Origin of the sequence: Streptomyces sp. NPDC048751 (assembly GCF_043198595.1) — a bacterium.
Taxonomy (GTDB): domain Bacteria; phylum Actinomycetota; class Actinomycetes; order Streptomycetales; family Streptomycetaceae; genus Streptomyces.
This window is the reverse complement of sequence record NZ_JBICUX010000013.1, coordinates 26398-47419: the sequence shown is the minus strand read 5'-3', so window position 1 is coordinate 47419 and position 21022 is coordinate 26398. Positions and strand designations below refer to the sequence as shown.

General features: G+C 71.4%; 21 protein-coding genes. 6 read left to right on the top strand and 15 right to left on the bottom strand.

All coding sequences use genetic code 11. The features are described from left to right. Window positions 1–59 precede the first annotated feature (59 nt). Window positions 60–1466: a cytochrome gene (locus ACGFNV_RS34120; RefSeq protein ID WP_393627863.1), complete on the top strand. Its 1407-nt coding sequence runs from the start codon at window positions 60–62 to the stop codon at window positions 1464–1466. 58 nt (window positions 1467–1524) lie between these two features. Here ACGFNV_RS34120 and ACGFNV_RS34115 read toward each other — a convergent pair whose 3' ends face one another. The 3 genes from ACGFNV_RS34115 to tap form a co-directional block, all read right to left on the bottom strand. Then, window positions 1525–2631 carry an NAD(P)/FAD-dependent oxidoreductase gene (locus tag ACGFNV_RS34115; RefSeq protein WP_393627862.1) on the bottom strand — a complete coding sequence of 369 codons (1107 nt, stop codon included), beginning with the start codon at window positions 2629–2631 and terminating at the stop codon, window positions 1525–1527. Window positions 2632–2784: 153 nt separating this feature from the next. Then, window positions 2785–3339, bottom strand: coding sequence for a telomere-protecting terminal protein Tpg (gene tpg / locus ACGFNV_RS34110; protein WP_393627860.1), 555 nt, complete (start codon window positions 3337–3339; stop codon window positions 2785–2787). A gap of 6 nt (window positions 3340–3345) precedes the next feature. After that, window positions 3346–5496: a telomere-associated protein Tap gene (gene tap, locus ACGFNV_RS34105; RefSeq protein WP_393627858.1), complete on the bottom strand. Its 2151-nt coding sequence runs from the start codon at window positions 5494–5496 to the stop codon at window positions 3346–3348. A 171-nt stretch (window positions 5497–5667) separates the two neighbouring features. Here tap and ACGFNV_RS34100 point away from each other — a divergent pair, with 171 nt between their 5' ends. From ACGFNV_RS34100 to ACGFNV_RS34090, 3 genes are all read left to right on the top strand, one after another. Beyond that, window positions 5668–7263, top strand: a complete 1596-nt coding sequence (locus ACGFNV_RS34100; RefSeq protein WP_393627856.1) for a multicopper oxidase family protein — start codon at window positions 5668–5670, stop codon at window positions 7261–7263. A 129-nt stretch (window positions 7264–7392) separates the two neighbouring features. Beyond that, a complete protein-coding gene (locus ACGFNV_RS34095; protein WP_393627855.1) occupies window positions 7393–8295 on the top strand; it encodes a LysR family transcriptional regulator in 903 nt (300 codons plus the stop codon). Window positions 8296–8424: 129 nt separating this feature from the next. After that, window positions 8425–9207: an SDR family NAD(P)-dependent oxidoreductase gene (locus tag ACGFNV_RS34090; RefSeq protein ID WP_393627853.1), complete on the top strand. Its 783-nt coding sequence runs from the start codon at window positions 8425–8427 to the stop codon at window positions 9205–9207. Window positions 9208–9325: 118 nt separating this feature from the next. On the opposite strand, the gene ACGFNV_RS34085 is transcribed toward ACGFNV_RS34090, so the two are convergent. Further along, entirely contained in the window at window positions 9326–10030 is a 705-nt protein-coding gene (locus ACGFNV_RS34085; RefSeq protein ID WP_393627851.1) for a response regulator, read from the bottom strand. Next, the gene (locus tag ACGFNV_RS34080; RefSeq protein WP_393628183.1) at window positions 10027–11322 is read right to left on the bottom strand and encodes a sensor histidine kinase; all 1296 of its coding nucleotides are present in this window, start codon (window positions 11320–11322) and stop codon (window positions 10027–10029) included. Before ACGFNV_RS34080 ends, ACGFNV_RS34085 begins: the two co-directional genes overlap by 4 nt. A 332-nt stretch (window positions 11323–11654) precedes the next feature. Here ACGFNV_RS34080 and ACGFNV_RS34075 point away from each other — a divergent pair, with 332 nt between their 5' ends. Next, window positions 11655–12953: an alpha/beta hydrolase family protein gene (locus ACGFNV_RS34075; protein ID WP_393627850.1), complete on the top strand. Its 1299-nt coding sequence runs from the start codon at window positions 11655–11657 to the stop codon at window positions 12951–12953. Between the two features lie 44 nt (window positions 12954–12997). Here the strand turns inward: ACGFNV_RS34075 and ACGFNV_RS34070 are convergent, their stop codons facing one another. From ACGFNV_RS34070 to ACGFNV_RS34025, 10 genes are all read right to left on the bottom strand, one after another. Continuing rightward, the gene (locus ACGFNV_RS34070) at window positions 12998–13486 is read right to left on the bottom strand and encodes a VOC family protein (protein ID WP_393627848.1); all 489 of its coding nucleotides are present in this window, start codon (window positions 13484–13486) and stop codon (window positions 12998–13000) included. A gap of 28 nt (window positions 13487–13514) precedes the next feature. Further along, window positions 13515–13685, bottom strand: a complete 171-nt coding sequence (locus ACGFNV_RS34065; RefSeq protein WP_393627847.1) for a hypothetical protein — start codon at window positions 13683–13685, stop codon at window positions 13515–13517. Between the two features lie 63 nt (window positions 13686–13748). Continuing rightward, window positions 13749–14276, bottom strand: a complete 528-nt coding sequence (locus ACGFNV_RS34060) for a ricin-type beta-trefoil lectin domain protein (RefSeq protein ID WP_393627845.1) — start codon at window positions 14274–14276, stop codon at window positions 13749–13751. A gap of 54 nt (window positions 14277–14330) precedes the next feature. Further along, the gene (locus tag ACGFNV_RS34055; protein ID WP_393627843.1) at window positions 14331–14747 is read right to left on the bottom strand and encodes a hypothetical protein; all 417 of its coding nucleotides are present in this window, start codon (window positions 14745–14747) and stop codon (window positions 14331–14333) included. A gap of 35 nt (window positions 14748–14782) precedes the next feature. Continuing rightward, window positions 14783–15166 carry an SH3 domain-containing protein gene (locus ACGFNV_RS34050; RefSeq protein WP_393627841.1) on the bottom strand — a complete coding sequence of 128 codons (384 nt, stop codon included), beginning with the start codon at window positions 15164–15166 and terminating at the stop codon, window positions 14783–14785. Window positions 15167–15261: 95 nt separating this feature from the next. After that, window positions 15262–15951 (bottom strand): hypothetical protein, encoded by a 690-nt coding sequence (locus ACGFNV_RS34045; RefSeq protein ID WP_393627840.1) that lies wholly within the window; start codon window positions 15949–15951, stop codon window positions 15262–15264. Continuing rightward, window positions 15936–17489: a hypothetical protein gene (locus tag ACGFNV_RS34040; protein WP_393627839.1), complete on the bottom strand. Its 1554-nt coding sequence runs from the start codon at window positions 17487–17489 to the stop codon at window positions 15936–15938. The genes ACGFNV_RS34045 and ACGFNV_RS34040 overlap by 16 nt, the downstream gene beginning before the upstream one ends. Before the next feature lie 83 nt (window positions 17490–17572). After that, entirely contained in the window at window positions 17573–18445 is an 873-nt protein-coding gene (locus ACGFNV_RS34035) for an ABC transporter ATP-binding protein (protein ID WP_393627837.1), read from the bottom strand. Continuing rightward, on the bottom strand, window positions 18445–19365 hold the full coding sequence (locus ACGFNV_RS34030) for a zf-HC2 domain-containing protein (RefSeq protein WP_393627835.1): 921 nt from the start codon (window positions 19363–19365) through the stop codon (window positions 18445–18447). The genes ACGFNV_RS34035 and ACGFNV_RS34030 overlap by 1 nt, the downstream gene beginning before the upstream one ends. 76 nt (window positions 19366–19441) lie before the next feature. Then, the gene (locus ACGFNV_RS34025) at window positions 19442–20008 is read right to left on the bottom strand and encodes an RNA polymerase sigma factor (RefSeq protein WP_393627834.1); all 567 of its coding nucleotides are present in this window, start codon (window positions 20006–20008) and stop codon (window positions 19442–19444) included. A gap of 131 nt (window positions 20009–20139) precedes the next feature. Between ACGFNV_RS34025 and ACGFNV_RS34020 the strand changes: the two genes are divergently transcribed. Beyond that, a complete protein-coding gene (locus tag ACGFNV_RS34020; RefSeq protein ID WP_393627832.1) occupies window positions 20140–20991 on the top strand; it encodes an SDR family oxidoreductase in 852 nt (283 codons plus the stop codon). The last annotated feature ends 31 nt before the right edge of the window (window positions 20992–21022 follow it).

Sequence of the window (21022 nt, the reverse complement as noted above, 5' to 3'; positions counted from 1 at the left end):
GGCCGTCACGTGCACGGAGCGTTCGGGCCGGGAGAACGCTCGTGGTCAGAAAGGAAGTCATGGGGTCGCATCTGAACAGCGGGTCGACAGCTCCTCACGGGCCTCTGGAGTCGATGAGCCTGGAGCCGCTCATGACCCGGGACTACGAGCGTGACCCTGCCCTCGTCTATGAACGGCTGCGCCGGATCCACGGTCCGGTGGCGCCGGTCGACCTGCTGGGGGTGCCGGTCTGGCTGGTGCTGGGCTACGGGGAGTCGCTGGAGGTGCTTCGGGACGACCAGGGGTTTCCGAAGGGGCTGGAGAACTGGCGGGCGCGTACGGAGGGGCGGCTCCCCGAGGACTGGCCGCTGGCCCCCTCTCTGGACGTCAACCATGTGCTGATACAGGGCGGGGAGGGATACCGGGGCCTGCGTGCCGCGTGGGACGCGGCCCTGAGGCCGTTCCAGGACCCGCGGAACGCCCAGGCCCGGCAGCTCAGGGCGCGGATCGCCCGGGACGCGGACGAGCTGATCACCCTGCTCTCCCAGGGCGGCGGCACCGGGTGGGCGGATCTGTCCGCCCAGTTCTCGCGGCCGTTGCCGCTGATGGTCGCCAGCCATCTGCTCGGCTTCCCCGGTTCCCAGAACGACGACGTGCTGATGGACATGTGGCGTGTGCTGGACGCGGGCCCCGATGCCGGGCCCGCCCTGGAACGGCTGCTGGCGGCCCTGGCGGAGCTGGGTGCCCTGAAGATGAAGGAGCCGGGCGACGACTTCCCCTCCTACCTGCTCGCCGCTCACCCCGGCCTCGGGGTCGAGGAGTTGTCCCGGGAACTGATGATGCTGCTCGGCATGACCTCGGACCATGTCGGCATCCTGATCTCCAACACGGTCGTCGAGGTGATCAGCGGGGACGTCTCGACGCGGGCCAGCCTGTCGGCGGGGATGATCAGGGAGACCATGAACCGGGTGGTGATGCAGAAGCCACCGCTGATCAACTTCGTGCCGCGGTTCCCCGTCGCCGACACCCGGCTGGGCAACTACACCATCGCGGCGGGCGACCCGGTGTGGGTGTCCGTCGGCGCCGCCCACGCCGATCCGGCGTTCTCGGACAACGTCTGCCCGGCGTCGACCATCAGCACCCGGGCGCACCTGGCCTGGGGCGCGGGACCGCGCCAGTGCCCGGCCCGGGAACTGGCGACCACCACCGCGGCGATCGGGGTGAGCCGCCTGTTCGAGCGCCTCTCCGGGCTCGAACTCTCCCTGCCCCTCGACCAGCTCCCCTGGCGCTCCTCCCCCTTCATGCGGGGCCTGCGCTCGCTCCCCGTGCGCTACTCACTCGCAAGCCCTCCCGTCACCCCGCCCACGCCCGCGCCTCCCCTGCCGGCCGCCCCGCCGTCCCCCGGTCAGGCTACGGACCCGGAGGACGCCGAAAGGCCGCGTTCCTCGCTGTGGCGCTACCTGGCGGGGCTGGTCCGCGGACGGTGACGGGCCCGCGGTCGCCGTGACGCTCCTGCCGTGGCGGGGCTGAGCCCGAGCGACTGCCTCAGGTGCCGGTGTAGCCGAGTTGGCGTCTCATGTACGGCGTCATGAGGGTCTTCGCCTTGGCCAGGACCGACATACGGCTGCCGAGGACCGCCGTCTCGCCGCCCGGCACCGGCAGCATGGTCAGGCCGTCGGCCGGGCCGAAGGGCACGATGATCGGGGTGCGGTGGACCGGCCGGTAGAGGCGGGGGTCCTTGCGGTGCCTGCCCGAACTGTTCAGGTAGGCGCGGATGTTCCAGGCGGCGAGGTCCGCCTGGGCCAGCGCGGCGGGGGTGATCTTGAGTTCGGTGGCGTCGTTGACGTCGCCGACCGCGAAGACGTCCGCCCAGCCGTCGACCCGGAGCGTCCGGTCGACCTTCACGTGCCCGTCCTTGTTCAGCCAGTCGCCGTGCCCGCCCAGGCGCAGCCAGAGGGTGTTGGGGGTGGTGCCCGTCGCCCAGAAGGAGAGGTCGGCTTCGACGATGTTGCCCCGGGCGTCGCGATAGGTGCCGAAGTCGTTGCCGGGGGACATGAAGGAGTCGAGCCGTACCTCCACGTCGTGGGACTCCAGCCAGGCGAGCGCCTTGCGCCCGGCCCTCTCGCTGCCCGTCCCGTGGAGCAGCGCGGGCCCGGAGTGGGCGAGCGTGACCCGGGCGTCCGGACGGGCCAGCCGGATCTCGGCGCTCAGCTCGACGCCGGAGGGCCCGCCGCCGACGACCAGGACATGGTCGGCGGAACCGATTCGCTGCTGGTGCGCGGAGAACGACTTGATCGTCTCCTCGACGGTGGTGCCGGTGAAGCGGGCGGGTTCGGGGTAGTCGGCGCCGGTGGCGATCACCACCACGTCGTACGGCAGCCGCTCGCCCGTGGCCAGCACCACCTGCCGCTCGGCGGTGTCGATGCGGACCGCCTTGCCCGCCACCACACGGCCGTTGCGCAGCAGCCGGTCGTAGGGGATGAAGGGGGTCACCGTCCAGTTCGGGTGCACGCCGGCCCGGAGGGAGGCGATACGGTGGAAGAAGACCTCCTTGCGGTCGAGCAGGGTGACCCGAGCCGTTCCGTCCAGTCGTTTCGCCAGGCGGACACCCGCATAACCGCCGCCGATCACCACTACGTCGCCGTCGCGCACGCCGAATCTCCTGTACCAGTGGGGGGAGAGCGAGCACCGCGGCGGGGCCGCCCTCGGCCACTCGGTCTGCGGGTGAGCGTAGTGCTTGAAACCTCAAGTTCTGGTGAGAGTCTGTGAGCATTGTGTGAAGTGACGGCGTGCAGAGCTGTCGGGCTAGAAGGACACGTCGAAGTAGTCGATGTTGTTGAGACTCACCTCGAGGTCGTTGGCGCGGCGGCCGCCGTCCTTGAAGTACACCTCCTGCAGTCCCTCGGCGACGATGTCGCGCATCTCCTGGTCGCCGGCGCCCTGTTCACGGGCTTCGAAGAGGCGGCGGGCGTACTCGGGTGGGAGGTGGACGGTGAGGCGGCGGAAGCGGCCGTCGTCGGTGGAGCCGATCGGGGCCGTGTAGCCGAACTGGGCGCGGGTCTCCACGGTGATACCGGTGGCGGTGGCGGCCTGCTTCTGGCGCCGTTTGCGGACCTGGGGCTGCCAGCGGGCCCGTACGGCCGCGTCGATCCGGTCCTGGATGGGCTTGGGCGGGTGCTTGCGCTCGCCCTTCCGGTAGCGCTCCACGGACCGTTGGCTGACCCCGACTTCAGCGGCGACGGCCCGCGTGGTCTTGAGCTGCTTCATCAGGAAGCCGATCTGACCTTTGAGCGTCCTGGGCGGTTGTCTCGTGAACACTTCCTGGCCCGCGCGGTCCAGAGCGTCGTCGATGTCTCCCACGGCCCGTCACTCCCCTTCGTCGAACCGGGCGTCGTGGCCGTCGCCCTTGATGTGGCGGGCCGGGTTGAAGCCCTGCTCCATCAGGTCGACCGCCCAGGCCATCTCCTGCACGCCCTCGACCTTCGCCAGTCCCGGAGCGCAGCCGAGGCGGAACGCGCCCGGGAGCGGCTTGCCGGAGGTGCTGTAGGGAAGGAAGTCCAGCGGCGAACGCCCCGGACTCGGGTAGACGACGCAGTCGGACAGCACGGCGAGCGGATAAAGGCCCGTCGCCTTGGCCGTGTTGAGCATCTTGCGGTGCATGTTCACGCGGGCCTTGGAGATGACCGCGGCGCGGATGTCGGGGCGCCAGGTCGGGCGCTCCAGCGCCGGCCACCGGTCGCCGTCCCGGTAGTGCCGCCCCTGCGGCCGCTCCCTGAGCTTGCCCACGCCGCCCTTGACGGTGGCCTTGATCGCGGCGAGTACGGCCGTCAGGGCCGGGTCGAGGTTCTTGTGCCGCTCCATCGCGGCGAGGAACGCGTGGTCGTCGAGGTCCTTGGCGACGCCCAGGTCGGCCATCGTGTCGAGGTAGGCGGTCCTGAGCCGGTCGTGCCACGGGTCCAGGTACGCGCCGTTCTCCCTGCGCAGATACGCCTCGATCGGGGCCACGTTGTAGCCGAGTTCGACGGCGTAGGCGACAGTGTGGGTCTGGTACCAGGCAGGTCCGGTCGGGCGTTCGCCGCTCGGTGTGAACGGCGACGGCAGTCGCGGGTCCAGGTCGACGTGGGAGAGGTCCACCAGCCAGGAGCCGGGGATCTTCGGGTTGAACGCCGGGCCCACGAAGTGCTCGGGACCGGACAACCCCACGACCAGGCGCGCGGAGGCGGCGAGGAAGGCGACGTTCAGGTCGAGGCCGATCGCGAACGGCAGGGCCGCCTCCTCTCCGGTGAGGAGGTCGATGTCGCGCACCCACTGGCAGGCCTCCTCGTCCAGGAAGCCGCCGGTCCAGCCGCTGTGCACGACCACGGGGTGCTCGGGGGTGGCCTCCGGCGGCGCGGGGTCGACCGGTTCGGTGCCGAGGGAGCCGGGGTTGTGGCCGGAGACCCAGCCGCCGGTGGCAGCGTCGCGTACGGCGCGGGTCGGCGGGCGCAGCGCCGTCATCAACTCCAGCCCCGACACGGCGGTGGAACCGCGCGGGGTGATGACCCGTGTCGCGTACAGGCCCAGCGCGTGCGCGAGGTCGGCGGGCTCCATCTGCGGAACGCCGGGCCAGGCGCGCGCGTCGAACGCGTCCCAGGACACGATCGCGAGCTGCACACACTGTCGCTCGCCGCCCTTGGCCGGGCGGTAGACACGGGCCCACGGCCCGAAGCCGCGCTGCGTGAGCTGCCACTTCGCCCTGGCGATCTGCTTGAGGACCGGGTGCCCCTCCTCCAACCGCAGGGAGCGGCGCTGCTCGTGGCCCTCCAAGCGCTCCGGCAGACCGAGCTTCACGGCCGCGGACGGGGTCAGCACGACCAGCGGGTCACTGTCCTTGCCGTTGCGGTGCAGCCGGGGCGCACCCAGCCCCGACTCCCGCAACGTCCACTCGACCAGCTCGGGGACCGTGGTCGCCGGGCAGTCCAGGACGACGCCACCCACGCCGTACGCCTGCCCGTCACCGTCCAGGACGGCCAGCGGACCGTTGGGGAAGCGGGCGTCGGCGACGGGGACGGGCTTGCGGTCCGGACGAGGTGACGCCGTACGGGGCACGGCGGGCCGCTCCGGCCGGCTCGCGACCGCCGGGGCGGGTGTCGGCGCCCGGTGGGCGGGGGCGACGGGCGGCTGCTCCCCCGCGCGGCCGGTGCGTGTCTCCGAGGCGGGCTCGGGCACGACCGGGGTCGCGGGAGCGGGGACGGTGCCGGAGTGCGGGTCCTTCGCCGGGGAGCCGGACTGCGGGTACTTCGCCGCCCAGCCCTCCAACAGCCGCTGATACGCCTGCAGTCGCGGCGGCCGTGGCTCACTCCGGCCGTTCTCCCAGTTCTTCACCGTCTGCAGCGTGGACTTCAGCGCCTGCGCCAGCCGTGCCTGCGTGATCCCCGCCGCCTCGCGCAGCCTCGCCCGCTCCGCAGGCGGCGGAAGCTGCGACTCCTCCTCCAACAGGGCGTCGACGGACGCGAACAGCTCTTCCTCGGTTGCCACGGATGCGCCATCTCCACCCGGGACGCTAGCAGAATTTACCCCTGGTTTTAGCCCATGCAGGACTGACGCGTGTCGGCAACAGGCTGAATGTGGGCGTGGCGCCGTTGGGATACGGACAGCCCGCGCAAACACTCTCTCAGCCGCACAAGCGCATCGAGAAGAGGCCCCTTCGTGAACAAACTCGACCGTCGCGCCGTCCTGATCGCCGGGCTCGGCGCGGCAGGTACCGCCCTGCTCACCGCCTGCGGCGACGACGCCTCCACCAGCCCCTCGCTCCTGAGCCCTTCCGGCTCCCAGGTCGCCCGCGTGGAGGAGCAGCGGAGCAGTACCGGCAGGGTGCGCCCTCTCCAGCTGATCGCCGCTCCCGCCGCCCTCGACCTCGGCGCCGGCGTCGTGGCCCGGTCCTGGGCCTTCGGCGGCCAAGTCCCCACCAAGGAGATCCGCATCTCGGCCGGCGACACCGTGACCGCCGAACTGTCCAACCAACTGCCCGCCGGGACCACCACGTCCGTGCACTGGCACGGCATCGCGCTGCGCGGCGACATGGACGGCGTACCGCCCGTCACCCAGAGCCCCGTGCACCCCGGGTCCACCTTCACGTACCGCTTCATCGCGGACACACCCGGCACGTACTTCTTCCACCCGCACGTCGGTGTCCAGCTCGACCGCGGTCTGTACGCCCCGCTGATCGTCGAGGACCCCAGGGAGCCGCTGTCGTACGACGACGAGTGGGTCGTCGTCCTCGACGACTGGCTCGACGGCGTGACCGGCACCCCCGAGGACGCCTTCGCCGAGCTGAGCCACGGCAGGGGCGGGATGGACATGAAGGAGGCCACGGCCTCACCGTCCCCGTCCTCCGAGGACGGGGACGATGGTGGGGACGGGGACGGAGGTGGTGACGAGGACGACGACGGGCACGACATGTCGACGACGTTCATGCTCATGGGCGCCACCAGCGAGCTGCTCGGCGGCGACGCGGGGGACATCAAGTACCCCTATCACCTGATCAACGGGCGAGTCCCGGCCGACCCGGCCGTGCACCGCAGCAAGCCGGGCCGGCGCGTCCGGCTGCGGATCATCAACGCGGGCAGCGACACCGCGTACCGGGTGGCACTCGGCGGCCACAGACTCACCATCACCCACACGGACGGCTACCCGGTCGAGCACCGGCAGGTGGACGCGCTGCTGGTCGCCATGGGCGAGCGGTACGACGTCCTGGTCACCCTCGGCGACGGCGTCTTCCCGCTGGTCGCGCTCGCCGAGGGCAAGGACGCGTCCGGCATGGCCGTCCTGCGCACCGGGTCGGGTGGCCGGCCGAAGCCGGATGTGCGGCCGAGTGAACTGGACGGCCTGATCGTGACCGCTTCGCAGCTGCTCGCCGTCGAGGACGTCCGGCTGGACGCGAAGGAGCCCGACCGGGTCCACCGGATCAAACTCACCGGCAGCATGGACAAGTACGACTGGGCCATCAACGGCAAGCGGTTCGACATGTCCAACCCGACGGCGAACCCGCTGCTCGTCGAGCAGGGGCAGCGCGTCCGGCTCGACTTCGTCAACGCCACCCACATGTGGCACCCGATGCACCTGCACGGCCACACCTACCAGCTCGGCGGCACCGGCCCGCGCAAGGACACCACCGTCGTGCTGCCCCAGCGGAAGGTGTCCGTCTTCTTCGACGCCGACAACCCGGGCCTGTGGATGCTGCACTGCCACAACGCCTACCACGGGGAGGCCGGGATGATGGCACTCGTCGCCTACGGGGCCTGAGCCGGGAGAATTCGTGCGACTCGAAAAGGAGAAATCCCCGGCGTCATGAAAACGCCGGATCGGAATACGCCGATCACTCCGGAAGGGAATGGAAATATAGCCTACGGTTATGAGTGAGAAGAGTTCACGATGAACATCGAGGGGCTGCGCTACGCGCAGGCCGTGTCGCAGACGAAGTCCTTCAGCGCCGCGGCGCGGGACTACGGCGTCACCCAGCCCGCGCTGTCGAACGGGGTGGCCCGGCTGGAGGAGGAGCTCGGCGTCAAGCTGTTCGACCGGTCACCGCGCGGTGTCAAGCTCACGGCGCACGGCACCCGCGTCCTGCCCCTGATCGACCACGCCCTCGGGGCGCTCGACTCGATCGTGGCCGAGGCGCGGCGACTGGCCCGCCCGGCGACCGGCACGATCCGTATGGGCGTCTCGCCGCTCATCGGGGCCGATCTGGTCGCCTGCGCCTTCGACGCCGCTCGTGGCCTGCCCCGGCCGCGTGAGCTGGTGCTGCGGGAGGCCGATCTGGACCTGCTGCGCTCGGCGTTGAAGGCCAGCGACCTGGATGTCGCGCTGGTGCCCGCGGTGGAGGCCATGCCCGCCTTCCGCCACCGGATCATCCTCAGCGAGCCCGTGGTCGTCGTCGACCCGGCCGCGGCCCCCGGCACCGACGGGCCCGTGGAACTGGCTGCCGCCGCCGACGCCGACTACATCCTCGTCCCCGACACCTGCGGGCTGACCACGTTCACCACCCGGCTCTTCCACAGCAACGACCTGACCCTGCGCGCCTATCCGGGCGAAGCGGCCAGCTACCGCGTGCTGGACGAGTGGGCCGGCATGGGGGTGGGCGCGGCCCTCCTGCCCCGCTCCAAGGTCACCGGCCGCCACGCCAACTGCCGCCCCCTCATGCGCGCCGGCACGCCCGTCGAGATCTCCTACGAGGCCGTCTGGACCCGCGAGAACCCGCTGGCCGCCGACCTGGAGGAGTTCATGGACTCCCTCGTCGAAGCCGCCGACTCCCTGGGAGCGCTCCACCGTGAGTAATTAGCATTGGTTATGGGCGCATCACAGATCATCTTCTACCGGACAGCTGCCGGGAAAACTGCGGTCGGCGAACGTAAAGCGCCCGCGGGATTCCTCGCGGCGACATGACGGTAAAAGGATGGGCACAGCATGTCCCGTAAGACCCTCGACCTCACCGGCAAGAAGGCGATCGTCATCGGCGGCACCAGCGGGATGGGCCTGGCCGCCGCCCGGCACATCCTCGATGCGGGCGGCAGCGTCGTCCTCACCGGCCGGACCGCCGGCAGCGCCACGGAAGCCGCCGGCGCTCTGGCGGGACTCGGCGACGTCACGGCTCTGGCCACCGACCTCAACGACATCGCCGCCGTGGACCAGTTGCGCGCCGACCTGACCAAGGAGCACGCCGACGCCGACCTCCTCGTCAACGCGGCCGGCGTGTTCGCCCCGAAGCCCTTCGTGGAGCACACGTACCAGGACTACGACCGCTACCAGGCCCTCAACCGTGCCTTCTTCTTCCTCACCCAGACCGTCGCCGGCAACATGATCGCCCGGGGCGCCAAGGGGTCCGTCGTCAACGTCGGTTCGATGTGGGCGCACCAGGCCGTCGCCGCGACACCGTCCTCGGCGTACTCCATGGCCAAGGCCGCCCTGCACTCCCTCACCCAGCACCTGGCCCTGGAGCTCGCCCCGCACGGCATCCGCGTCAACGCGGTTGCCCCGGCCGTCGTGCGCACCCCCATCTACGAGGAGTTCATCCCGAAGGCGGACGTCGACTCCGCTCTCGACGGGTTCAACTCCTTCCACCCTCTTGGCCGTACGGGCACCCCCGACGACGTCGCCGCCACGGTGGCCTTCCTGCTGTCGGACCGGACCGACTGGGTCACCGGCGCGGTCTGGGACGTCGACGGCGGCGTGATGGCCGGACGCAACTGACCAAGAAGCGAGCCCCGTTCGGCGCTACGTTTGTGCACCGCAGACCTCTTCGGAGAGTTGCAGGCGGGCCGTGCCCCGGCGCAGGCACCCTCCTCGGGCCGAACCGCTGCGTCGTGGCTCACCCTGCGGGCAGGGCCCCGCCAGGCGTGCCGTCGCGTGGTTCGGTGGGGCTGACCAGCCCGGTCCGATAGGCGGCGATGACGGCCTGGACGCGGTCGCGGAGTCCGAGTTTGGAGAGGATGCGGGCCACATGCGTCTTGACGGTGGCCTCCGACAGGTGGAGGTGGTCGGCGAGTTCGGCGTTGTTCAGCCCGTGCGCCAGCAGGCGCAGGACCTCGCGTTCGCGTGGGGTCAGTGCGGCCAGGTCGCGGGGTGCAGCGGTGGTGTCGGGGGCGTGGTGGGCGAACCGTTCGACGAGGCGGCGGGTGATGGCCGGGGCCAGCAGCGCGTCGCCGGAGCGCACCGTGCGGACCGCGGCGACGAGGTGTTCGGGGGTGGTGTCCTTGAGCAGGAAACCGGCGGCCCCGGCGGTCAGGGCCGCGTAGACGTAGCGGTCGAGGTCGAACGTGGTCAGGATGATCACGCGGGGTGCGTGGTCCGTGCCGGTCAGGATCTGGCGGGTGGCTTCCAGGCCGTCCAGTTCCGGCATACGGATGTCCATCAGCACCACGTCAGGTCGGGTGCGCCGAACGGCGTCGACGGCTTCCGCGCCGTCGGTCGCCTCGGCGACCACGTCGATGCCGTCGGCCGTGAGGATCATCCGGAAGCCCGTACGCACCAGTGCCTGGTCGTCGGCGATCACCACGCGTGGCGAGCCGTTCACGAAGCCTCCAAGGGGATCAGCGCGGTGACGCGGTAGCCGCCGGCACGGTGTGGTCCGGTCCGCAGGGTTCCCCCGTGGACGGCGAGTCGCTCGCGCAGACCGATCAGCCCGCGTCCGGCTCCGGCGGCCGCGCCGGTGGCGGCGGACGCACCTGGTGTGCCGCCGGTGTCGGTGACATCGACACGCAGGCGGGTGGCCGCGTAGTCGACGGCGACCGCCGCGCTCGCGCCGGGCGCGTGCTTGACCGCGTTGGTCAGGGCCTCCTGCACCACCCGGTAGGCGGCCAGTTCCACCCCGGACGGCAGTGGACGCGCCGTCCCGGTCACCGCCAGCTCGACCGGCATGCCTGTCTCACGCACCCGTGCGACCAGGGTCTCCAGCTGGTTCAGGCCCGGTTGCGGTGTCAGATCGGCCGTGTCGAGCGGGATCGGGCCGTGGACACCGGCAGGGGTGCCCGCGATGCCGACCGTACCCGTGTCGTCCGTGGTGCTCGTGGTGAGCAGCCCCATGACGTGGCGCAGGTCGGTCATCGCCGCCCGGCCGCCGGCCTCGACCGCGAGGAGCGCCTCGCGGGCCTGGTCGGGGTGGGCGTCCATGACCTTGCGGGCGGCACCGGCCTGGATGACCATCACGCTGACGTTGTGCGTCACCACGTCGTGCAACTCGCGGGCTATCCGCGCGCGTTCGTGGTCGACCGCGCGGCGCAACGCCTCGGCCTGCTCGTGTTCCAGCACGGACAGGCGCCTGCGGCCCTCGTCCGTTCTGAGCTTCCAGGTGCGCAGGCCGTTGGCCGCCACCACGATCGGGACCAGGATCAGGTACGGGGCGTACTGGGCGGGGACGGTGGGCAGAGCGGCGTCCGCGTCGACCAGGAGCACCGCCACCGTCAGGCTCGCCAGGGTGGGGATCCGGTGCGGGCTGTAGGCGGCGGCGCTGTAGGCCGCGACGACACAGGCGTAGAAGGTGAGCCGTGGTGCGTCGTGCGGAGTCACCATGACGGCGGCCAGCACGGTCCACAGCACGGCGAGCGGGTAACGCCGACGCAGCGTCAGAGGTACCGCCGCGATGATCGCCACAGTCACCGGTCCGACCCACGCGCCCGGCGCGGGCGCGGGCCGGTCTCCGCGGTCGACGAGAGCGGTCATGTTGTCGAGGACGTAGTAGACGGAGCCGATGCCGACGGCCAGTGCCAGCGCCACGTCGAAGGTCCGCCCCCGCCGGGTGGGCCGCGGCGGCGGACCGGTCGAGCGCGTCACCAGCGCCCACCACTCCCCCGGTCGGACCGGTTTCATCCACTCCCCCGGTCGGCCCGGTCTCATCCACTCCCCCGGTCGGCCCGGTTTCATCCACTCCCCCGGTCGGTCCGGTTTGATCCGCTCCAGCAGTCGGTCCGCCAAAGGCACGGTCATCACCGGCTCATTCTCACCGACGCCCCGGGCGGCGCCATCCGCCCCGGTGATCACGGTGATCATCCGTCGTACATCGGTCGACTACGCCAAGAGGATGACGCCGTACGCCATCGTCCCGGCGCGGTACCGAGAACTGCCCCGGCGGCCGACGTGCCCGGACCCGCTCCGCTTCTAGCGTCTGCGGAGCCAGAGTCGACGACCGAGGGAGACAACCCATGACCGCACCACGGACCAGACCGCCCGCCGATCACCGTGACGACGGCGGCAGAACCCCGGCCGGCCCACGGCCGGTACCCCGGACTCGAACCTTGCGCCACGGCCTGACCGCCCTCGCCGGGCTGGTCGCCGGGCTCCTCGTCTTGGCACCGTGCGCGCCCGCCTCCGCCGTGGACGCCTCCACCGCGAGCGGCACCGCTGCTTCGGCGGCGGTACCGAGCGGCACGCCGTATCTGCCGCAGCCCACCGGCCCGCACCCCGTCGGCAGAACCTCCCTGCATCTCGTGGACACCTCCCGCCCCGACCCGTGGGTCCCCGGCGTAGACGTGCGGGAACTCATGGTCTCCGTGTGGTACCCGGCGCAGCCCTCGGACGGGCAACGAGCCCCCTACATGACGCCGACGGAGTCGAAGCTCTTGCTGGAGGACGGCGGCATCACGAGCGTGCCGCTCGACGTGTTGACCAGGACACGCACCAACGCGGTCAGCGACGCCGCACCGGCAGGACGCCGGCACGGCCTGCCTCTGATCGTGCTGTCGCCTGGCTTCACCAAGCCCCGTGCCACGCTCACCTCCCTGGCCGAGGACCTGGCGAGCCGGGGCTACGTCGTGGCAGGCATCGATCACACCTACGAGAACGTCGCCACCACCTTCCCGGACGGGCGGGTTGCCACCTGTGCCGCCTGCGAGGTCGACCACGACGAGACCTTCTGGGAGAAGTTGGTGAGGGGACGGGCGGTCGACGTCTCCTTCGTGCTCGACGAACTGACCGGACCACACCCGAAGTGGAAGGGCGCGGGGTTGATCGACCCGCATCGGATCGCGATGGCGGGCCACTCCGTCGGAGGCGCGAGCACCAGTGCCGCCATGCTCGCCGACTCCCGGATCCGCGCCGGGATCGACATCGACGGCACCACTCAAGTCCCGGTCCCCGACAGCGGCTTGGCGCGGCCGTTCCTGTTCCTGGGCAGGCAGTCCACGTACACCCCGGGAGGTGGGGGCGCAGCCGCCACCTGGGAGCGCGACTGGGAGCACCTGACCGGGTGGAGGCGCTGGCTCGTGGTCGCGGGCGCCGAACACGCCTCGTTCACCGACGTCGGCCTCCTCGCGGAACAATTCGGCCTCGACATCGGCGCCACCCTCCCCGCCGCCCGCGCCTCGCAGCTCACCCGCCGCTACACGGCGGCATTCTTCGACCTCCACCTGCGCAGCAAGCCGCAGCGCCTCATGGACCAGCCGTCGCCCCGCTACCCCGAAGTCGCGTTCTGCTCCGCGGAGGCACGCGGCTGCGGCGACTGACCCGGCACCGCGGCTTGTCTCCGGCCTGATCCGCCGGACAGGCCCTATGCGCGGTCGAGGGCGGTGCAGACGCAGACCTTGTTGCCGTCGGGGTCGGCCAGCACGGTGTAGGACGGCGCGTCGGAGGCGTCGATGACCGTACCTCCGGCTGCTACCGCGGCGGCGATGCGTTCGTCGGCCACCTCCGGGGCCAGCCACAGGTCGAGGTGCCACCGCTGGCGCGGGATCTGATGGGCGTCGGTCTTCTGGAACCACACGTTGGGGACACGGTTCGTCGGGTCGAAGACATCGAGGACCTGGGGGGCCGTGTCGCTCCCCGTGCTGCCGGCGCCTCCCGTGAGCAGCGCGGACCAGAACCGGGCCACCTCGGTCTCGTCGACGGTGTCGAGCGCGAGCTCCAGCTGTGCCACCTCGCCGGGAACGGCGGTCAGGCCGCGTTCCCGGGCGAGTCCGGTGATGGTGTGGGCCAGCTCGACGTCGTCAGCCGTGACCCACCGCCCACCGGTGCCTTCGTCGACGGTGGACACGGCCACGTCGACGAACCCTCGCCCCAGCCGGATCTCAGGATCCCGGCCGAGGGCGACCGCCGCCTCGGTCACCGCGGACGAACTCGGCCCCGATGACGAGGTCGGCGACGCGGTACCGGGCGGCGAGCGGCTGGGCGAGCTTGCGCCAGTCGCCGAGCCCGGCCGCGATCGCTGCGAGGATGTCCGGGGCACTGAGGGTCTCCATGGCCCCATGCTTCCACGGGCTCGCCGAAGTCGCCGTTCCTCTCCGTGCGTTCAGCCGGCTGCGTCAGCGCCAGGTCTGGTTGCTGTTGTAGGTGCACCGCAGCATGCGCAGGCCGTACTCGCTGTCGTCCAGGCACAGGCCGGTGGCCTGGTTCTCGAAGCTCACCCGGTCACCGCGGGCGTGGACCCACCAGCTCTGTTCCCTGGACGAGTTGCAGCTGCGGGTGTCCGGGTGGGCGCCCTCGGCGACGCCGCCGAAGATGCATCGGTCGGTGGCGAGGTTCCGGAACTGGCGCGTGCCGTCCTCCTGCCACACGTGCACCCTCCAGTTCTGGAAGTCGAGGCTGTTGCAGCCGAACCCGCGGAAGCCGTAGGCGAAGCTGTCGTCGAGGCAGCCGCCGGTCGCCGTGTTGCCGTAGTGCTCGACCGCGTCGGCCGCGCCGGCGGCGACCGTGGTGACCCGTGTGCCTTGAGGCTGGGGCGCCGCGGCGCCGGCGACACCGGCCGGAGCCGCGCTCAGGAAGGCGACGGCCGAGAGGACCGCCACCGTCCTGCCCCTGGTGCGTCGCGCGGACGGGAGACGGAGGGCCATGAAGGTCTTTCCTCTCTGTACGTGGTGCTGCTTGTGGTCCACACGTCGGCCGGTCTACGGGTATTCGCAGTAGACGGGGCTGGTGGCCGTCTCCACCGGGATGCCGGGGACGGGGCCGTCGTTGGAGCCTCCGCTGACGTACACGGCGCTCACCCAGCCCAGGTAGCGCTGCTGCGGCGTGATGATCTCGAGCCAGTAGTGGTTGTAGTACGGGCCGTCGGTCACACGGTCGCCCCACCGCTGGCAGAACGCCTGCACGGTGACGTTGGTCAGCCGCTCGGTGGTGGCCAGGCCGCACGACGTGCTCGGGCACGCGCGCACCCGAACCTGGCTGCCCCAGACATGGACCGGTGACACCGACGGATCGGCCTGGGCGGGTGCCGCCGCGAGGCCGAGCACTGCCGCGAGGCCGAGCACGGCGGCGAGCAGCGTCCGCACGGAGAGCGAGCGCGTCATGATCTTCGAAGACACAGGTGGTACCCCTCCCGTTCTAGGTGTTTTGGGCGTCAGCACTGGGCGTCGGCCGGCAGCCCGGCGTACGCGTCCCCCTTGAGGTACACGGCACTGGCCCACCCCTCCGTGAAACCGACCCACACGTCGTTGGTGTAGCCGTGGTCCCGGATGGCCTCCCCGTGCGTCCAGCACAGGGCGTCGTGGCGGGTCTCCCCGGCGAGGATCTTGTCGAAGGCGCGGGACCTGGTGTGGGGCTCGCTGCGGATGTTGACGGTCTCGTATGCCGTGACGCTGTAGGGCCCGAAGGCGGCCGTGCGACCGGTGGTCACGTTCGCCGAGTCGGCGGCCGTGGCCGGCTGCGCGGCCGCCGCGAAGGTACCGGCGGTGGCCAGCGCGGTGGCGGCCAGCGCGGTGGCGGCGCGAAGGGGCAGGCGCATGAGGTCTCCTGGGACATGGGGTGAGCAGTGCACGGCGAGGGCATCCAGGAGACGGTGGAGGGCGCCCGTGCGTATGAGCGGCCGACCGAACTCGTCTAGGGCGCGGTCGGTGCGGTGTGCGCGGCGGATGCGCGGCGCGTGCCGAGGGGGCGCTCTCGCAGGAGGACGGCCGCGGTGCCGACCGCGACGGTCAAGGCCGTGGCCCACACCCATCGGGACGAGGTCCAGGACTCCGCGGGGGGAACGGCGAACAGTTGCGAGCGGGCGGGGCTCAGGACGAGGAGGAGGGGCAGCAGCACACCTCCCGGCGCTGCCAGCGTGCTGCCGCGTTCTCCCCTGGAGAGGCGAAGACCGAGCGCGGTCAGCAGGATCGTCGCCGCTCCCAGCGCCGCGGCCTCCAGGGACAGTCCGGCCAAGGGCAGCGCGACCCGGTCGTCCGGGTTCAGCGCGGCCCGGAGCAGGATTCCGCCGGCCGTCCAGATCGCGGCAAGGGGCGCCAGGGTCAGCGCCAGCCGCAGCGACCGCCGTACTTCCAGAGGCAGTGGTTGTGTCGCTGTGGTGCGGGCGGCCGGGTCGTCCAGGGCGAACGCGGCGGCGGCGGTGCACAGTACGGCCGCCAGGCGGAGCAGCAGCGCCGCGTCACCTGGTTCGAGGTGGGTCGACACGGCGAGCGGCAGCGCGCAGAGCAGGAAAGCCGTCCCGCCGCCCAGCGCCATGGGAGCGCGGGGCACGAGGCGAAGCAGGTGGGGCAGAAGGGCGGTGTGCAGGGTCAGCGGGTTGCGCACGCGGTGCCCTCCGATCCCCGCTCGGCGTCCGTGGGCGGGGACACGCCCAGCAGGCGGGCGGCCTGTTCGGTGCTCGTACGGTCGTCGACGAGTACGGGCCAGGACGTGTGGAGACGGTCAGCGACGTTGTCCGCGGGCATGTCCAGAAGGTCGAGGACGACGCGTACCTCCGGGGTGTTGATGGAGACCGCCTCGGACGAGTCCAGCGTGACGAGGGTGATACCGCCGAAACTGCGCCGCTCGAGGGAGCGGAGGGCGTCGGCCGTCTCCGAGGTCGCTTGTGCCGCGAGCCAGAGAACCGTCACGGCACGGGCGCGGCACAGCATCTCGGGGTGGCTTTCCTCTACTTGACCGGGGCCGACGACCACACGGCGGGCGAACCGCACCGCGAAGGCGAGCATCTCGTCGCCGCCGATGTCGTCGGTGCCCCATTGGGTGCCGACGGTGACCGCTCCGGGTGTGTGGTGCAGCGCGTCGTCCCGGGCCCACTCCGGCGGCGGCTTGCCGACGACACCGTCCCGATCGCCGCCGAGGAAGAGCCGCTGGCGTACCGCGTACGGGCCTGTCCGGGCGCTGTCCGGCACCTGGTCGAGGACGCCGTCGGTGACTGTCTGCCAGTCCTTCGTACGGTTCAGGAAGTCGGGGAACGCGCAGAAGGTGACCAAGTCGGCTGTTCGGCACCGCTGTTGACCGCCCGGGTGCTGCTCCGCGGTGTACCGGCGGGCCACCAGGGCGTCGGAGGGCGGCTGGTACTGGAGGACGCCGACCAGGACCACGGTCACCACCAGGAGAACCAGGGCCGACCGTACCGGGACAGTGCGTGCTCCGGCCCGGGCCAGGGCGAGCAGGACCAGCACGCCGGTCACAGCAGCCAGATACCCCAGATGCGTCAAGGCGGGTCGATACATCAGGTCGACGGGCAGCGGGGCCCCGAACTCGCTCTCCACTCCCAGCGGGCCCCACCACTTCATACCGCGTACATCCAGCGCACTGCACAGGACGAGTGCCCCCATGACCACCGCGGCGAAGGGGCCTGCCGTGACCGCCGGGGTGAAGGATGCGAGGGTCACTCCCGTACAGCAGGCGAGGAGCACCACGACGGGTCCCGTGGCCAGTTCGACGAGCGAGGGGCGGCCGACCGCCGTGGGGGCCGACGCGTAGTAGGCGATCCGGGCGGCGGCCAGGACCGCCGCCACCGCGGCCGGTGGGAGGGCGGCGCCGAAGTGGGCGAGCACCCGCCGCCACAAGGGCAGTTCGAGCACTTCGCAGAGCGGTCCCGCCCCGTGCCGGCGCATCCGGGTGACCGCGAGATTCGTCGCGACGAGGCCTCCCGCGGCCAGCAGGAGCAGCGGCACCTGTGTGAAGCGGTCCTCGTCCTGCAGCACCGGATAGCGGCCGCGGAGGCCGACGTCCAGCGCTTCGTACGCCCAGAGGGCGACGTAGAGGAGGACGGCGGTGACGAAGGCGGGGTGCCGCAGCACCTGCGCGGACTCGAACCGGGCGAGTGACCACTGGGCGCGGGACGCGTTCCGTGGCACCGCGGGAACAGGGCGGTCAGGGTGTGGTTCCCTGGCGACGACGGTCGCGTGATTCTCCGCCGCCCGGTGTCCTCGCGCGTCGCTCATACCGCACCCACGGATGACCGGTCTCCGTCGAGCAGCAGGAGGTATCCGTCTTCGATGGTCGGTTCGACCATCGACACGCCGGCCGGCGGGGTGCCGATGTTGTGGAAGGTACCGACGCCGGTGCGCCACGCCGCGAGAGCGCCGGGCGAGCGCTCGCCGCTGGTCCAGACCCGCCCTTGCGCCAACAGGGCCAGCTCGTGTGGGGGTCCCTGGAACTTCACTGTGCCGTGGTCGAGCACCACGACCTTGTGGCACAGGGCTGCCACGTCCTCCGTCTGGTGCGTCGAGAGCAGAACGGTTCGGTTCTCCCCCAGTCCGGCGATGAGTTCACGGAAGCGCAGACGCTGCTCGGGGTCGAGGCCCACGGTCGGCTCGTCCAGGATGAGCAGCTCCGGGTCACCGACGATGGCGGCGGCGAGGCCGACGCGCTGGCGCATGCCGCCCGACAACTTCCGGATGCGTTTGCTCCGGTCGGCGGTCAGGCCGACCTCTTCCAGCACCCTGCGGACCTCCGCGCGCCGGGCCCCCTTGTCGCTGATCTCCTTGAGGATCCCCACGTAGTCGATGAAGTCGAACGCCGTGAAATGGGAGGGGAGTCCTGGGTTCTGCGGGAGGTAACCGAGTCGTCGGCGCAGGGCCTGCCGGCCCGCGGTGGTCAGAGGATCGAGACCCAGGAGCGCGAGCGTGCCCGCGTCCGGGGTACCGGCCGTGGCGAGAATGCGCAGCAGGGTGGTCTTTCCCGCACCGTTGGGCCCCAACAGGCCCGTCACCCCTCGCCCGAGGGTCAAGGACACGTCCCTCAGCGCGGTGTGGCGCCCGTAGCGCACGCTTACGTCGGTCAACGTGACCTGTGATGCCGTGGATTCCATCAGGGCCCTCTCGTCCCCGCCGTCGGCACCTGGTGAAGGGCCGTCCGGCCTTGCTTGTCGAAGGTGTCGAATCCGTCGCGCAGCGCGATGAGCACGCCGACGGTCAGTACGGCCACCGCTGCCATGGCCAGTTGTGCCTCGGGAAGGAGAAGTCGCGTCCCTCCGGTCAGCCGGGAGTTGTAGGTGAGCCCGAGCCAGACGCCCCAGGCGGTGAGGGTCAGCCCGATGGCCGGGACCGCGTCCATCCGGCTCGACAGGGCGAGACACACCGCGGTGAGCATGAGTGACGGGATCAGCCAGCCGAGCATGTAGGGGAACGGGAGGGGCAGTCCGGCCGCGCTCACGGCGCTCAGCGCCAGGCTCATCATCTGCACCGCGGTGGCACGCAGCAGCACGACCCGGAAGCCGTTCAGCGGGGAGACCGCCAGCCACACGTAAGCGGGGTCGAAGCGCCGACCGGTGACCGCGACGACGGCGACGGCCGACAGGGCGGGTTGCAGCGCGAAGAACAGCAGGGGTGCCGAGGTGGATTCACTCCAGCGCGCGACGGCCACGGCCAGCACCAGCAGGAGCGCCGCCCCACCCCACCAGGACCACCGCAGTGCGGGCATCGCCGCGCACAGCCGAGCCGCGTGCTCCGGAACTCCGAGGCGCAGCGCACACCTTTCCAGCAGGCTCCTCGTCGGCTCGTCGGTCGCGCGGTCGATCCCTTCCCAGAGGGAGGACAGCTCGGCCTCGTCCGCGAGGAGCGGCGACAACCGCTCACGGCAGCCCGCACACCGGTCCACATGAGCTTCCACGATGCCCCTGAGCTCGTAGGACAGCGGTCCGGCCGCGTAGGCGCGCAGCAGACCGGGGCTCAGGTGCGCCGCGTGGCTGCCCGGGCTGTCGGCCGGGCCGACGGATGGTGCCCCGCTCATCTGTTCCTCCTCCTGCCGGCCCTGTCTTCGGTGGCCGTGCTCACGGCGCTCGCCCTTCTCCTCGTCGGCGTTCCGGTCACGGCTGGAGCCTTTCCCTGAGCAGCCGTCTGGCCCGGGAAGCCCGGGACTTGACCGTGCCGGTGGGGATGTTGAGCCGCTCGGCGGCCTCCCGCACGGTCAGCCCCTCCAGTGCGGTCGCCCGCACCACGGCCCCCAGGTCGGAGGGCAGCAGCTCCATCGCGGCCACAGCGCTGTCGCCCAGTTCCGCCAGAAGCTCGTCCTCGGCGGACACCCCGTGGCGTCTCGGCAGAACCGCGAGACGGCGCAGGAGCCGTCCCCGTCGTTCCTGCGCGCGCTGCGCGTCGATCAGCCGACGCCGGCCGACTCGCCACAGCCACCCGTTCACGTCCTCGACCTGATCCAGGCGGCCGTTTCGGCCGTGCTCACGATGCCGCCAGACCTCCACGAAAACGTCCTGGACGACCTCGTCGACCAGGACGGGATCAGCACACCGCTGCCGCAGGCGGCCCCTCAGCCACGGGGCGAACCTGCGGAACAGCTCCTCGAACGCCTCCCGGTCCCCCTCGGCCACCGCACCCAGGAGCTCAGCATCGGCGTCCCCATCCCCTTGTTCGGCCTTCACACCCGCTCGTCGATCCGAAGGCCCTATCTGGTTCACCCTCAGATTGTGATCTGCACCACAGACCATGGCAGGCCGCAGGTGTCCGCCGTCGGCCGGTCGCCCGATGTGCCCAGGAGCTACTGTGTCGAGCCATGACGGTCCTGATCATCGGCGGCAGCGGCTTCCTCGGAACCGAGTTGGTCCGCCAGGCCGGAGCAGCGGGACTCGAGACCGCCGCCACCTTTGCCACCACCGAACCCGGTACCGCTTCGGGTGTCGCCTGGCACGCCCTCGACCTACGGGATCCCGCGCGGGTCACGGGGGTCGTCAAGGGTGTCGCCGCCTCGGTGGTCGTCAACCTGGCGAGCAGCGACTCCGACTGGGCGATCACCGCCGACGGGGCGGTCCGCGTCGCGATGGCCGCGGCGGAGCAGGGCGCGCGCCTCGTCCATGTCTCCAGCGACGCGGTGTTCTCCGGATCCCGCGACCGCTACGACGAGACCTGCCTGCCCGACCCGCTCACCCCGTACGGCGCCGCGAAGGCCGCCGCCGAGACGGCCGTGCGGCTCCTCCTGCCGGGCGCCGCGGTGGCCCGTACCTCGCTGATCATCGGGCACGGCCGGTCCGTCCACGAGCGCATGGTTCACGCCCTCGCGGCCGGCACGCGCGACGGCGTCCTGTTCACCGACGACATCCGCTGCCCGGTGCACGTGGCGGACCTCGCTGCCGCCCTCCTGGAACTCGCGCTGTCCGATGCGGCAGGCGTGTTCCACCTCGCCGGGTCGGACGCCCTCAGCCGTCACGACCTCGGCGTGCTGATCGCCCGGCGCGATGGACTCGACGCCGCGCGACTGCCTGCCGGGCGGCGAGCCGACGTCCGGCTGCCGGGGCCCCTCGACGTACGCCTCGACAGCCGCGCCACGCAGGAGCGCCTGCGGATCAGGCTCCGAGGCGCCCGTGAGTTCCTCCGAGAAGACACCCCGAGTCCTCCACGACGCGCGTGATGTCCCCCGGCCGCCGCAGCGGGCCGTGGCC

Excerpts from the sequence above, each read along its gene's own strand:
- ACGFNV_RS34120 (WP_393627863.1), top strand. The coding sequence starts at position 60 with ATGGGGTCGCATCTGAACAGCGGGTCGACAGCTCCTCACGGGCCTCTG.
- ACGFNV_RS34020 (WP_393627832.1), top strand. The coding sequence starts at position 20,140 with ATGACGGTCCTGATCATCGGCGGCAGCGGCTTCCTCGGAACCGAGTTG.
- ACGFNV_RS34075 (WP_393627850.1), top strand. The coding sequence starts at position 11,655 with ATGACCGCACCACGGACCAGACCGCCCGCCGATCACCGTGACGACGGC.
- ACGFNV_RS34050 (WP_393627841.1), bottom strand. The coding sequence starts at position 15,166 with ATGCGCCTGCCCCTTCGCGCCGCCACCGCGCTGGCCGCCACCGCGCTG.
- ACGFNV_RS34060 (WP_393627845.1), bottom strand. The coding sequence starts at position 14,276 with ATGGCCCTCCGTCTCCCGTCCGCGCGACGCACCAGGGGCAGGACGGTG.
- ACGFNV_RS34080 (WP_393628183.1), bottom strand. The coding sequence starts at position 11,322 with ATGAAACCGGTCCGACCGGGGGAGTGGTGGGCGCTGGTGACGCGCTCG.
- ACGFNV_RS34065 (WP_393627847.1), bottom strand. The coding sequence starts at position 13,685 with ATGGAGACCCTCAGTGCCCCGGACATCCTCGCAGCGATCGCGGCCGGG.
- ACGFNV_RS34090 (WP_393627853.1), top strand. The coding sequence starts at position 8,425 with ATGTCCCGTAAGACCCTCGACCTCACCGGCAAGAAGGCGATCGTCATC.
- ACGFNV_RS34095 (WP_393627855.1), top strand. The coding sequence starts at position 7,393 with ATGAACATCGAGGGGCTGCGCTACGCGCAGGCCGTGTCGCAGACGAAG.
- ACGFNV_RS34035 (WP_393627837.1), bottom strand. The coding sequence starts at position 18,445 with ATGGAATCCACGGCATCACAGGTCACGTTGACCGACGTAAGCGTGCGC.
- ACGFNV_RS34030 (WP_393627835.1), bottom strand. The coding sequence starts at position 19,365 with ATGAGCGGGGCACCATCCGTCGGCCCGGCCGACAGCCCGGGCAGCCAC.